Source organism: Pseudomonas sp. DSP3-2-3 (genome assembly GCF_049898225.1).
Lineage (GTDB): Bacteria > Pseudomonadota > Gammaproteobacteria > Pseudomonadales > Pseudomonadaceae > Aquipseudomonas.
In genome coordinates, this window is sequence record NZ_JAFCXH010000006.1 from 64892 (window position 1) to 77707 (window position 12816).

Sequence of the window (12816 nt, forward strand, 5' to 3'; positions counted from 1 at the left end):
CCTGCGCACCTCTATATCAGTTGGCGAGTTTGCTCAACTGCGCGGCGGTGTCTGCTGCACCCATGGTTTGCGCGGCGGCCAGTGGCGTAACGCCCTTGGCGTCCTGCACGTGGGGATTGGCGCCCTTGCTGATCAGGTAATCGACGATTTCCGTGCGATTGAACATTGCCGCCATCATCAACGCAGTGCGGCCGTCCGCCGAAGCGCCTTCCACATCGGCGCCGCCTTCGATGAGCAATTTAACCACCGCCATATCGCCCTTGAAGGCAGCGCCTGCCACCGGGCTCTGGCCGTTGTCGTTACGGATTTCCGGATCGGCCTGATGCTTGAGCAGCACCCGAACGGCGTCCTGATGGCCGTGATAGCTGGCCAGCATCAACAACGTGTCGCCTTTGTGGTTGCGCAAGTTCGGCGTCAGGCCTTTCTCCAGAAGCTTGTCCAGCATCACCGCATCGCCACGGCGCGCCACGTCGAACACCTGCTCTGCGAATTCGAGGGCTTCGTCATCGGTCATCCGCACGGGTTCGGCAGTCGTATTGGTTTGATCTGACATCAGGTATCTCCTCGCAAGCGGTGCGCACGCCGCATTAATCAGGTTCAGGAAAGCTGTCTGGTAATGACCGCAACTGTGCGCAGCCGTTCGAATGGGGTCAAGGCAAAGCCGCCTATCAAGGTCATCAATAAATAGACGGAAAAGGTTTTTCAGGCCGGCTCGAATAATTCGGCAAAAACGTGGTCAGAGCGTCAGGTGCGTTCGCATCTCCGTCCGGTTCTGCAAGAGCCCGGACTTTCGCTTAAGTTCCACGCCTTGTCCGTCCGACCGCAAAAAAACCCGCAAAATGCAGGATGCACGATGGGCCTTCATGCAAATTGCACGAGACTCGAAAATTTCAAAATCGGTAACTTACTGATTTTAAAAGACTTAATTTATATACAAATACTGGCACAGTCACTGCACTAGTAATTCCACGCTTGTTATCCCATGAGCAATGGAGCCGCTAGACATGACTTTTATCCAAGAAAAATTCGCTTCCGTCTTTTCCGAATTCGACGTAACCACTCAGGCTCGTCCTGACGGTGGTGTGCTTCTTTCTTTGCGTAACAGTGAAGGCAAACAGATCCGTCGTTCCGTGTCTTATGCGCAGCTCCATACTCCGGTTCAGCTGGAATGGGTAATCAGCGCCATTCGTCGCGACCTCGCCGCGCAAGCCAGCGAACTGCCGGCCATCTCGATGCTGCAAAGCCAACACCGTTTTGATTTGCCGACCTACCACACTCGCTGAGTAATGGTGAGGCCGACTGCACGATTCACGCTGTACTGATTCACCCGCTCTCTCATCCTTTGTTTTTTGCCGCGACTGCCGAAAGGCTTTCGCGGCTTTTTTTTTGCGCGATAAATACCGACTCGTTGGAGCAAGGCTTGCCCGCGAATCGCACTGCCAGTTGACCTGTTTCTGCGCGTGAAGATCGCGTTTACCCGACTTACTTGATAATCCCCTGGGACAACGCCTCCCCCACCGCCTGCGCGCGATTGGAGACGCCCAACTTGTTGTAAATGCTCTTCAGATGATATTTCACGGTAGGCGCGGCGATTTGCCGGATCGATGCGATTTCGGTAGTGGTCTTGCCTTCTCTGACCCACTCCAACACTTCAATCTCCTTCTCGCTAAGCCCCCGGGATCGTAACTTCGCGCCTCTGCCCACCATGTGCAGGACCGGCACCAGACTGGACAGCAAGTATTTATCCGCAGCGGTGAGGCTTCGGGTCAAACCGTTGAGCGAGCAGATTGAAGTGACACCCTGAAATCCCTGGCCCTGATGGCTGTAGCCGTAGGAGCAACCTGGATTCAGTTGATGACTGGCAACGGCCTCGTTGTAGCTGCTGGAAGGCGGATCGAGCTGGAACGCCTTGCGCCAGTCGAGAAAACCCAGTTGCTCCCGGTAATATCTGACCACCGGATCTTCCAGCAGCATCCGGCTGCGGCGGTACATGTGGCGCCAGTTGCTGTCGACGTTGGACGTCACAATAGTCAGCAGCATCGAACCCCGGAACTGATAAAACATTGCCCGCTCGCAATTACACTCGCGCCGCAACCAGACCAATGCGTTTTCAATTGCATATTCGCTGTCCAGCTCGGTAACGCTGCTGACTATTTGTTGTATGAGCGGATCAAGATTCGCGTTTCGTGATTTGGCAGTTTCCATCGTGGCTAGCTCCTTATCCAGCCGGCCACTGTTTTATGGTTTTCAAGCAATATCGGCGATGGCTGGATGAGCAGAAAACTACACGAATAAACGCGCTGAAAAGCCAAAGCGAAAACAAACAGTCATCGCCGACTTACATCCAGGTCAGGTCCCACAACGCATTCAGAAACGACTGACTAAAGTTCTGCAGATAAGTAACGAGGCAGGCGATGTTTGCTGACGGCAGCCGCAGTTCTGGCCCGCGACTGCCGAGGGAAGACCAATCAGAAGCGGGCCAGATCAATCACCGCGAAACTGGCAACGTTGCTGTGCCCGACCAGTTCACCGCCATTGCGAACCAGGCCACAAGTCGCCATGCCGGCGGCTTGTGCGGCGTCCAGTTCCTCGACGATGTCCGAGAGAAACACGATCTGCTCGGCAGGCAACCCAATAGCGGCAGTGATTGTTTTGTAGGACTGCGGATCGCGTTTTGGGCCGGAAGTGGTATCGAAATAGCCACTGAACAATCCGGACAAATCACCCGCTTCAGAGCAGCCGAAAATCAGTTGCTGCGCCTGAATCGAACCCGACGAATAAACGTACAACGCGTAGCCTTCCTGATGCCAGCGCTTGAGTGCTTCCACGGCGTCGGGATAAACGTGGCCCTTGAGCTGACCGGCCTTGTAGCCCTGCTCCCAGACCATCCCCTGCAGTGCTTTGAGCGGCGTGGCCTTGCGGTCCTCGGCGATCCATTGCAAGAGGATCTCGACAACGCGCTCCACGGACGCCTGCGGCTCGCTGCTGTCCGCGCGCACGGCTTGCAACTGCGCGGCAACGGCAGGTTCGCTGGCATGTTGACGCACGAAGTCCGGCAGATGTTTCGCAGCGAAAGGGAACAGCACGTCGAGGACAAAACTCACGGCGCTGGTGGTGCCTTCGATATCGGTCAGGACAGCTTTAATCGTCATCGGTATCCGCTCCTATAAATCGTCGAGCTGCGGAAAGTTGCGGGCGATGCTTTCGCCGGTGAAGTTGGCAACCCAGCCTTCAGGATTGTTGAACAGGCGAATGGCCACAAAATGCGGGTTCTCGCCCATGTCAAACCAGTGCCGGGTACCCGCAGGAACGGAGATCAGGTCGTTTTTTTCGCACAGTACGGCATAGACATAATCGTCGATGTGCAGCGTAAACAGCCCACGGCCGGCGACGAAAAATCTTACTTCGTCTTCCCCATGCCGATGTTCGTCGAGGAATTTGGCGCGCAGTTCGGCTTTTTGCGGATGGTCGCTGTTGAGGCTGATCACATCGACAGTGACATAACCGCGTTCGGTCATCAGCTTGTCGATCTGCAACCGATAAGCGCTGATGACTTCTTCCTGGGGTGCGCCGGGAGCAATCGGCGTAGCCGCCTGCCAACGGTCGAAACCGACACCGTGCTCAGCCAGGGTTGAGGCGATGTCTTCGACGTGGGTCAGGACTTTATTGGGCTGGTCAGGGCTGGACTCGTGATAAACGAACAGGCTGCTCATGGGCAATTCCTCGGTTTTGGTGAACCCTGCGGCTGATTTTAATAATAGGAAAGCCAGGCCGCTGCGGGTAAAGCTGTTATCGATTCAATATGGCGAGGGTTTTCAGCTCGCATTCAAACAGAAACTCGAACGCTTCGATCTGACGCAACGCATCGCTCATTCGCGCGCCCCAGGTGTACAGACCGTGGCCGCGAATCAGATAACCGGCGCAGTCTGGATGGGCATCGAGCCAGGGCTGGACCTTGGCGGCCAGTCGGGCGATGTCCTGATCGTTGTCGAAGATAGGCACCACAACCCGGGATTCATGAGTGACGACACCGCTGAACGCCTTTTGCAGCTCGTAGTCCTCGAACACCAGATGATCGGCGGCAGTCAGACGAGACAATACCGTAGCGTTCACCGAATGAGTGTGCAGCACCGCGCCGACGTCCGGCCTGCAGCTATAAAGCTGGGTGTGCAGCAAGGTTTCCGCTGAAGGCTTCTTGCCCGGCTCCAGGCTGTGGCCGGCCAGATCCGTCGCAAGCACGTCGTCCGGGCCCAGTTCGCCCTTGTGCTTGCCGGAAACGGTCAACAGCACTTCGGTGGCGCTCAGCCGTGCGGAATAATTGCTGCTGGTGGCGGGTGACCAGCCACGTGCATATAAAAAACGCCCGGCATCGATAATTGCCTGGCCTAGCTGTTCGCGGCTCATGCGCGCTCCTCTTTCATTCTTGAACCTGTGATGACAGCGGCGGCCAGCGCCGCAATGCTGGCGATGCTGAACGTCCAGCCCGGGCCCAGCAGATTCCAGCTGTAGCCCGAATACAACGCCCCCAACGCGCCGCCGGTGCCGGCCAACGCCGCATAAAGCGCCTGACCCTGGCCTTGTTGTTGCGGCCCGAAACTACGTTGCACGAAATGGATGGCAGCGGCGTGAAAACTGCCGAACGTCGCCGCATGCATCAGTTGGGCAATCAGCAGCACCCCTAAATGCTCGGCGAAACTGCCCAGCAACACCCAGCGCAACGCCGCCAGGAGGAAACTCGCCAGCAGCACCTGACGCACGGTAAAACGCTTCAGCATCCGGCTCATGGCCATGAACATCAGCACTTCAGCCACCACGCCCACGGCCCACAACACGCCAATGATGCCGCGACTGTAACCCAGGCTTTCAAGGTGCAGCGTCAGGAAGGTGTTATACGGTCCGTGGCTCAACTGCATCAGCCCGACGCTGACATAAAACGCCAGCACCCCGGGCCGGGTCAGTTGCCGGAAAAATCCCCCGGCGCCCAGGCGCGCAGCCGACAGCACCGGCTGGGCATTGGGCACCCACCAACTGCTGACGACGATGCCAAGCAGGATCACCAGCAACGCCTGAGGATAAAGGTCGAGGCTGAACCCTTCAAACAGACGACCCAGGGCGACAACAGCGAGGATGAAGCCCACCGAACCCCAGAGTCGAATCTGGCTGTAGCGCGAGGTTTGCCCTTGCAGGTGCGCCAAGGTAATGACTTCGAACTGCGGCAACACCGCGTGCCAGAAGAAAGCGTGCAACGCCATGACCAGCGCCAGCCAGGCATAGCTTTTGTCGAACAGAATCAGCGAGAACGTCAGCAGCGTGCAGACCGCGCCGAAACGCACGATGGTCAGGCGTCGTCCGGTGTAATCGCCGAGCCAACCCCAGATATTGGGCGCGATGCAGCGCATCAGCATGGGGATTGCCACCAGTTCGCCGATCCGCGCGCTGGAAAAACCCAGATGATGAAAATACAGCGCCAGATACGGTGCCGTGGAACCGAGCAAGGCAAAGTAAAACAGGTAGAAGCTGGACAGCCGCCAATACGGCAGCGTCCCGGCTGAGACCGACGCCACGCTAGCAGGCTGCGCTGGCAGCGGCGCCGTCGATCATCAGAGCTGACCCAACACAGGCGTGCTGACCTGCACACCGGCGTTTTGCCCGCGATGGCGCAGCAAGTGGTCCAGCAACACGATGGCCATCATCGCCTCGGCGATGGGCGTGGCGCGAATGCCGACGCACGGGTCATGGCGGCCCTTGGTGACCACGTCCACCGGATTGCCGTTGACGTCGATGGAACGCCCCGGCGTGGTGATGCTGGAGGTCGGCTTGAGCGCCAGATGCGCAACGATGGGCTGCCCGGAGGAAATGCCACCCAGAATGCCGCCGGCATTGTTGGAGAGGAAACCTTCCGGCGTCAGTTCGTCGCGATGCTCGGTACCGCGCTGGGCAACGCAGGCAAAACCGGCACCGATCTCGACGCCCTTGACGGCATTGATGCTCATCAGCGCATGGGCCAGCTCGGCGTCCAGACGATCAAAGATCGGCTCGCCCAGACCCGGCATCACGCCTTCGGCGACCACGGAAATCTTCGCACCGACCGAATCCTGATCGCGACGCAGCTGGTCCATATAGGCTTCCAGCTCCGGGACCTTGTCCGGATCGGGGCAGAAAAAGGCATTGTCTTCAACCGAATCCCAGGTCTTGAACGGAATCTCGATCGGCCCCAGCTGGCTCATGTAGCCACGCACCACAATGCCCAGGCTCGCCAGGTACTTCTTGGCGATGGCACCGGCCGCGACACGCATGGCGGTTTCCCGCGCCGAGCTGCGACCACCGCCACGGTAGTCGCGAATGCCGTATTTGTGGTGATAGGTGTAGTCGGCATGGGCCGGGCGAAACAGATCCTGAATCGCCGAATAGTCCTTGGACTTCTGATCGGTGTTGCGAATCAGCAAGCCAATGGACGCACCCGTGGTCTTGCCTTCGAAGACGCCCGAGAGGATTTCCACCTCGTCGGCTTCCTGACGCTGGGTGGTATGGCGGCTGGTGCCAGGCTTGCGCCGGTCGAGGTCGCGTTGCAGGTCTTGCAGCGACAGCTCAAGGCCCGGCGGGCAGCCGTCAACGATAGCAACCAGCGCCGGGCCATGACTTTCGCCAGCGGTGGTGACAGTGAACAGCTTGCCGAAAGTATTGCCGGACATGCGGGCGCTCCGAGAAGTCAGCGAAAAAAGCGAGATCGATAAAAACCAGATCAATAAAAACCAGGCGCGCCAGTATACGCAGGCTGGTCGTGTAGTTCATCCTCGAACCTTATTCGTCTGGCCGCGTCCAATCGGCACCCAAACAGATAGTGGCCCAACGATGTTACGAGTTATTGCCTTGATACTTCCCTTGCTCACCGGGCTTGCCTACGCTGGCGAACCAGTTGTTCTGCAACGACCGATCAGTCTCGACACCGGTACCGGCGAGCTGTTTGGCACCTTGCTGCTGCCCAAATCCGAGGCGCCAGTGCCGGTGGTGCTGATCATTGCCGGCTCCGGCCCGACGGACCGGGACGGCAACAACCCGGATGGCGGGCGCAACGACAGCATGAAGCGCCTGGCGCGCATCCTCGCCAAACACAACATTGCCAGCGTGCGTTACGACAAGCGCGGGATCGCCGCCAGCAAACCTGCCACGCCGGACGAACGTAACCTGAGCATCGAAGGTTACGTGGCGGATGCCCAAGCCTGGGGTCAGAAACTCAAGGCTGATCCGCGTCTGGGCCAGTTGATTCTGCTGGGCCACAGCGAAGGCGCCCTGGTCGCCTCGCTGGCTGCCGAGAAAGCCGGCGCCGCTGCGGTGATTTCCGTGGCCGGCACCGGCCGCCCGGTTGACCAGGTGCTGCGCGAACAGCTGCAGTACCGTCTGCCGCCTGCGCTGCTTGCGCGCAGCAATCAGCTGATCGATGAAATCAAGGCCGGCAAGACCGACGACGATGTGCCCGCCGAGCTGGAGGTGGTATTTCGTCCCAGCGTGCAACCTTACCTGACCTCGCTGTTCCGCCAGGATCCGGCCGCTGCCTTCGGCAAGTTACAGGTTCCGGCGCTTATCGTGCAGGGTCGCCACGACATTCAGGTCGGCGTGGGCGATGCGCAGCTTCTGCAGCAAGCCAAACCCGATGCTGAACTGGCCTTGATCGACGGCATGAATCACGTGCTGCGCATCGTGCCCAACGACATCAAACGTCAGCTCGCTTCGTATAAAGACCCGCAGCTGCCGCTGGCCAGTGAACTGACTACCCGCATTCTGCGTTTCATCGGCGCCCTGCCCGCCGCTTGATGCGCTTTTTGATGCAAACACGCGAAACGCCCTTCAGGACTGACAAAAGCGGCCGATACGGTGCTAATGGCACCGTGTTTGCAATATTTTGTCTGCAACATAAGGATCATGACCGGGATCGGCGGGAAAAATGACTGAAACGAATGCTCTACACACTGTTGCCGAAAAACCCGCCACTGATGAAATACCGGCGGTTGCGCAGCCGTGGGAAGAGGTTCAGCCGGAAACCTTCATGATGTTGCGGCTGGCACCGCTGCAGACTGACCGGGCCACCGGCGCCCGCCCCCTGCGCTTCGTGCAGTTCGGTCGAGCCGAGCGTCACAGCAAGGAGTTGAGCCTGCTGCGCCTGGCCATTCAGCTGCCAGGACAACGGGTTCGGCGCGAGCAGAATCATCTGGACGTCTGGGTCGACCACGAGAAACGCCTGGTGCGCATGGGCCCCGATTCCGGCTTGCAGATCGAACCGTGGAACCGCGGGATCGGTCGCTTCCTGGCTGCCCAAGGCATTCTTTGGGCACAGAAAAAATGGTCGACGTACAAGATTGAAAGCGTGGCACTGGCCAGCAAAGACGGCCTGAACGAAGACACCCGACTGCGCCGTGACCATTTTCTGCGCACCCAGGGTTTCGAAGTCGCCTACGCCGATGCGCAGCACATGAAAGGCAGCGTCAAGGATGTTCAGGTCGGTAACCTGCACAGCACCTGGAATATCGAAAAAATCCAGATCATCGAAATCCTCGAAGCCTCGCAAATGCTGGAGAACGCCGAGAAAAAGATGATCGAACAGGAAGTGCTGATTCGCCAGCACGAAGACCGGGTGACCAAATACAAACGCGAGGACAGCGGCCTGCGCTTCACGATTGCGTGTCTGGTGACCTTCGCCGTATTCCAGGCGGGGTTGCTGATCTGGATTGCGACGCATCGTTAAACAGCATTCACCAATGCCGGATATGAAAACCTGTGCCGACGGTGCACGAATCGGGTAAGAGGGGACTTGTCCCCGATGAGTTCTGCGCCGAAGCCATCGGGGACGAGTCCCCTCCTACGCGACAGTCGCTACGCTCACAGCCGCGTTTCAAACAGCGCCTGATGTTCCCGGCACTGGGCAGCGGTCAGCATGAACACGCCATGCCCGCCGCGCAGGAAGTCCAACCAGGCGAAGTCCACTTCCGGATACAGCGCCTGCACATGCACCTGGCTGTTACCGACCTCGACGATCAACAAACCCTTCTCGGTCAAATGATCGGCCGCCTGGCTGAGCATGCGTCGCACCAGATTCAAACCATCACTGCCGCACGCCAGAGCCAGTTCCGGCTCGTGCTGGTATTCGTCAGGCATATCGGCGAAATCTTCGGCGTCGACATACGGCGGGTTGGAGACGATCAGGTCGAAGCGCTGCCCCGGCAAACCGTCGAAACCGTCGCCTTGCACGGTGTACACGCGAGTGTCCACGCCATGGCGCTCGATGTTCTTATTGGCCACCTCCAGCGCTTCATAGGACAGATCCGCCAGCACCACTTCGGCGTCCGGAAATACGTCGGCGCAGGCAATGCCGATGCAACCGGAGCCTGTGCACAGATCGAGAATCCGCGCCGGTTCGTCGGGCAGCCAGGGCGCAAAGCGATTTTCGATCAGCTCGGCAATGGGTGAACGTGGAATCAGCACGCGATCATCGACAATGAACGACATCCCGCAAAACCAGGCTTCGCCGAGCAGATAAGGCGTCGGGATGCGCTCGTCGACGCGGCGCATGATCAAGCGTTGCAGGAGGGCAATCTCATCGACCTCAAGGCGGCAATCGAGATAGCTGTCAGCAATTTCCCAAGGCAGGTGTACGGCACCCAGCACCAGCTGCCGGGCTTCATCCCACGCGTTATCGGTACCATGCCCGAAAAACAGGTCTTCTTCGTGAAAGCGACTGACCGCCCAACGGATATGGTCGCGCAGCGTACGCAAGCGGGATGTGATCACTTCAGACAACTCCTTGAGAAAACGACGGGGGATTCTAACAGACGATGCCGTGAAGCCGTATCGGGCCTTCGCATCTGTTGCACTTTATGTATCCCGGCAAAACAATCAAGGCATACTGCCATTACACAGCTGAAAACAGCGCTACAGCCCAGCAAAACCGTTAGTTGTCATCGTTGCCATTCCCAGAACCGCTCAGCCGGAGGAGAATGTCGCAAAAGCCCCACCTGAAGGAGCCCCAGATGTCAGATCCAAAGACCATGTTTCAACTCAGCGGCCGTGGTTATGCACCGGCCACTTTGAGTAATGCCACCCTGATTATCATCGATGCCCAGAAAGAGTATGTCAGTGGTCCACTGGCGCTCAGCGGTATCGACGAAGCCGTCGCCAATATCTGCCTGCTGGTAGCGGCTGCCCGTGCTGCGAAGTGCCCCATCGTGCATATCCGCCACCTCGGCACCGTCGGCGGCCTGTTTGACCCGCAAGGTGAACGCGGCGAATTCCTGCCGTCGCTGCTGCCCCATGATGGCGAACGCGTCGTTGAAAAACGCCTCCCCAATGCTTTCAATGGCACCGGTCTTGACGATCTGTTGCAGAGCCTTGGCCATCTGGACCTGATCGTGTGCGGCTTCATGAGCCATTCGAGTATCAGCACCACCGTCCGCGCCGCCAAGGACTACGGCTATCGCTGCACACTGGTCGACGACGCCTGCGCAACCCGCGACCTGCCAAGCCCTGAAGGCGTGGTCAGCGCCCGGGTCGTGCATCGCACCGAAATGGCCATCATGAACGATAACTTCGCCACGCTAGCGTTGACCAAAGACCTGATCTGAGGCGCTTGAGCATCAGGAATCGCTCCACCGTCACCCTGCGCCGCTGTTGCGCCGGAGCATCTCAAGACGGTTCCTGAAGCAATGCCTGCACCCCCTGCAAACATGTGATCTACTTCTCATAACCGCCTATCCATTAATCACCCGCATTTGCCTTTGAACCCGTCGTGACGGGAACCACCGGTTCATATCCGGGTCAGAGCGCCGATACACCTGGAGGAAATCGGAATGAAAATATCCGATGGTTTCGACGCCCGTCGCCTGCGCCCCAAAGGGCAAGGCAACTGGGGTGTGCGTATTGGTTCTGCGATTGCTGCCTTGCTGGCGACGCTGGGCGTTTTGCTGACCATGGCGGGTGTGTCCAGTCTGATCGGGCATCCCCAGGCATTGGGCGAACTCAATGCCAGCCCGGTCGGCGCCGCGTTCATCATTGCCGGCGGCTTGCTGGTGCTGTATCTCGGCATCTGGTTGTGGAGGCGCTGCCGCCTGAGTCGGCGTCGGGCCAAAGGTTTGAATATGGCCCCGCACCTGATGAAAAAACACGACTGATTGCCGCAGCGTTTTTTTGTCGACCTGAGTTTAGTCAACCCGAGCACCCCGCGACTTGGTTAAACTAGCCCTCTTCGCGGAGGCACCATGCAAGACGACGACTTTTCCCTGTTCCGAAACGAGACGCGCGGCGTCAAGCCCATCAAGCATGAACATGCGGATGTGGGCAAACCCAAGACCGATCGCAAACTCCTGGCCAGGCTGCGCCAGTCAGCAACCGTGCGCACCGATTCGGTGACCGTTGACGGGCTGTCTGATCAATTCGTAATTGATGTGGGCCCCGAGGACGTGCTGAGCTGGTCAAGGGACGGCGTACAGGAAGGTCAGATGCGCAAGCTCAAGCTGGGTCAGATCAGCTTCGAGGGCAGCCTGGACTTGCATGGCATGAGCGTCGAAGTAGCGCGCGAAACCTTGTGGGAATTTCTCGCCGAAGCGACCAGGCTGGAAATCCGCTGCGTGCGCGTGACCCATGGCAAGGCGGTACGCCTGGACGGCAAGCGGCCGATGATCAAAAGCCACGTCAACACCTGGCTGCGACAACATACGCAGGTTCTGGGCTTCTGTTCGTGCCTGGCCAAGCACGGCGGCGCGGGAGCGGTTTACGTGATCCTCAAGCGGACCATGATGGAAGGCCGCGACGAATAAACCGTCGCAGCCTGGTTCAAGCGTTAGCCTGAAGTAATACAGGTGTTACGGACGGCCGCCTGGACCACCTTGACCACCGCCGCCGCCCTGGCCGCCACCGTCATGATGACCACCGCCACCGCCGCCGCCATGACCACCCGGACCCCAGAACGGAAAGCATCCGGAGACCGTGGACAGTACAGCTACAACCATTGCGACTTTAACTATTCGAGCAAACATCTAATTAACTCTCTATGCGACAGGTATTTATTACCTGTACGTCAGACAGCGCCAGCACTCATATGTACGTAGCAGCTTGGTAGAGGTCAGGTATCAGGCTTGATACATAGGCGCGCCGCACGGACCCGACCGCGACTTGTCGGCCGCAGGTAAGTTACTATGTGCGCCTTGGCGGGCCTCCAAACCCGCGTTTATTGAACCCACACGGAATAAAGCTCTGTGACACTGGAACAGAATTACACCGAGATCCTTGGCCAACTGGGCGAAGACGTTTCCCGCGAAGGGCTGCTCGACACACCCAAGCGCGCCGCCAAGGCGATGCAGTATCTGTGTCGCGGCTATGAACAAACCCTGGAAGAAGTCACCAACGGCGCGCTGTTCAGCTCCGACGCCAGCGAAATGGTGATGGTCAAGGACATCGAATTGTATTCGTTGTGCGAGCACCATTTGCTGCCGTTCATTGGCAAGGCTCACGTTGCTTATATTCCCAACGGCAAAGTGCTCGGCCTGTCCAAGGTCGCGCGCATCGTCGACATGTACGCCCGTCGCTTGCAGATCCAGGAAAACCTGAGCCGTCAGATCGCCGAAGCCGTGCAGACGGTCACCGGCGCGCTCGGTGTGGCGGTGGTCATCGAGGCGAAGCACATGTGCATGATGATGCGCGGCGTCGAGAAGCAGAATTCGGCGATGATAACTTCGGTGATGCTCGGCGAATTTCGTGAAAACGCGGCGACCCGCAGCGAGTTTCTCAGCCTGATCAAGTGATTGCCGCCCTGCCCGACTGCCTTGCGTT

General features: G+C 58.6%; 16 protein-coding genes. 7 read left to right on the forward strand and 9 right to left on the reverse strand.

Annotated features, from left to right (window positions below):
• Positions 1-16 precede the first annotated feature (16 nt).
• Complete coding sequence (locus tag ACP7E4_RS09185; RefSeq protein ID WP_426113406.1) at positions 17-553, reverse strand: ankyrin repeat domain-containing protein; 537 nt, start codon at positions 551-553, stop codon at positions 17-19.
• Between the two features lie 451 nt (positions 554-1004).
• Between ACP7E4_RS09185 and ACP7E4_RS09190 the strand changes: the two genes are divergently transcribed.
• Positions 1005-1283 carry a DUF3509 domain-containing protein gene (locus ACP7E4_RS09190; protein WP_020291487.1) on the forward strand — a complete coding sequence of 93 codons (279 nt, stop codon included), beginning with the start codon at positions 1005-1007 and terminating at the stop codon, positions 1281-1283.
• 199 nt (positions 1284-1482) lie between these two features.
• On the opposite strand, the gene ACP7E4_RS09195 is transcribed toward ACP7E4_RS09190, so the two are convergent.
• The 6 genes from ACP7E4_RS09195 to aroC all read right to left on the reverse strand — a co-directional run bounded on the left by ACP7E4_RS09195 (position 1483) and on the right by aroC (position 6692).
• Positions 1483-2205 carry a LuxR C-terminal-related transcriptional regulator gene (locus ACP7E4_RS09195; protein WP_426113404.1) on the reverse strand — a complete coding sequence of 241 codons (723 nt, stop codon included), beginning with the start codon at positions 2203-2205 and terminating at the stop codon, positions 1483-1485.
• Positions 2206-2468: 263 nt separating this feature from the next.
• Entirely contained in the window at positions 2469-3152 is a 684-nt protein-coding gene (gene mtnC / locus ACP7E4_RS09200; protein ID WP_426113402.1) for an acireductone synthase, read from the reverse strand.
• 12 nt (positions 3153-3164) lie between these two features.
• Positions 3165-3713, reverse strand: coding sequence for a 1,2-dihydroxy-3-keto-5-methylthiopentene dioxygenase (locus ACP7E4_RS09205; protein ID WP_426113400.1), 549 nt, complete (start codon positions 3711-3713; stop codon positions 3165-3167).
• A 76-nt stretch (positions 3714-3789) separates the two neighbouring features.
• Positions 3790-4404: a methylthioribulose 1-phosphate dehydratase gene (locus tag ACP7E4_RS09210; protein WP_426113398.1), complete on the reverse strand. Its 615-nt coding sequence runs from the start codon at positions 4402-4404 to the stop codon at positions 3790-3792.
• Positions 4401-5540 (reverse strand): MFS transporter, encoded by a 1140-nt coding sequence (locus tag ACP7E4_RS09215; protein ID WP_426113590.1) that lies wholly within the window; start codon positions 5538-5540, stop codon positions 4401-4403. The genes ACP7E4_RS09210 and ACP7E4_RS09215 overlap by 4 nt, the downstream gene beginning before the upstream one ends.
• Before the next feature lie 60 nt (positions 5541-5600).
• Positions 5601-6692, reverse strand: coding sequence for a chorismate synthase (gene aroC, locus ACP7E4_RS09220; protein ID WP_426113396.1), 1092 nt, complete (start codon positions 6690-6692; stop codon positions 5601-5603).
• A 160-nt stretch (positions 6693-6852) separates the two neighbouring features.
• Between aroC and ACP7E4_RS09225 the strand changes: the two genes are divergently transcribed.
• Both ACP7E4_RS09225 and ACP7E4_RS09230 read left to right on the forward strand, forming a co-directional pair.
• On the forward strand, positions 6853-7812 hold the full coding sequence (locus ACP7E4_RS09225; RefSeq protein ID WP_426113394.1) for an alpha/beta hydrolase: 960 nt from the start codon (positions 6853-6855) through the stop codon (positions 7810-7812).
• A 130-nt stretch (positions 7813-7942) separates the two neighbouring features.
• Positions 7943-8740, forward strand: a complete 798-nt coding sequence (locus ACP7E4_RS09230) for a hypothetical protein (protein ID WP_426113392.1) — start codon at positions 7943-7945, stop codon at positions 8738-8740.
• A gap of 134 nt (positions 8741-8874) precedes the next feature.
• Here the strand turns inward: ACP7E4_RS09230 and prmB are convergent, their stop codons facing one another.
• Complete coding sequence (gene prmB / locus ACP7E4_RS09235) at positions 8875-9783, reverse strand: 50S ribosomal protein L3 N(5)-glutamine methyltransferase (RefSeq protein WP_426113390.1); 909 nt, start codon at positions 9781-9783, stop codon at positions 8875-8877.
• Positions 9784-10022: 239 nt separating this feature from the next.
• Here prmB and ACP7E4_RS09240 point away from each other — a divergent pair, with 239 nt between their 5' ends.
• The 3 genes from ACP7E4_RS09240 (at position 10023) to ACP7E4_RS09250 (ending at position 11804) form a co-directional block, all read left to right on the forward strand.
• Positions 10023-10613, forward strand: coding sequence for a cysteine hydrolase family protein (locus ACP7E4_RS09240; RefSeq protein ID WP_065836289.1), 591 nt, complete (start codon positions 10023-10025; stop codon positions 10611-10613).
• A gap of 225 nt (positions 10614-10838) precedes the next feature.
• Positions 10839-11159: a hypothetical protein gene (locus ACP7E4_RS09245; RefSeq protein WP_426113388.1), complete on the forward strand. Its 321-nt coding sequence runs from the start codon at positions 10839-10841 to the stop codon at positions 11157-11159.
• A gap of 87 nt (positions 11160-11246) precedes the next feature.
• On the forward strand, positions 11247-11804 hold the full coding sequence (locus ACP7E4_RS09250; RefSeq protein WP_426113386.1) for a Smr/MutS family protein: 558 nt from the start codon (positions 11247-11249) through the stop codon (positions 11802-11804).
• Positions 11805-11849: 45 nt separating this feature from the next.
• On the opposite strand, the gene ACP7E4_RS09255 is transcribed toward ACP7E4_RS09250, so the two are convergent.
• Positions 11850-12023 carry a hypothetical protein gene (locus tag ACP7E4_RS09255; RefSeq protein ID WP_426113384.1) on the reverse strand — a complete coding sequence of 58 codons (174 nt, stop codon included), beginning with the start codon at positions 12021-12023 and terminating at the stop codon, positions 11850-11852.
• A gap of 219 nt (positions 12024-12242) precedes the next feature.
• Here ACP7E4_RS09255 and folE point away from each other — a divergent pair, with 219 nt between their 5' ends.
• Positions 12243-12788, forward strand: a complete 546-nt coding sequence (gene folE, locus ACP7E4_RS09260) for a GTP cyclohydrolase I FolE (protein WP_065836292.1) — start codon at positions 12243-12245, stop codon at positions 12786-12788.
• The last annotated feature ends 28 nt before the right edge of the window (positions 12789-12816 follow it).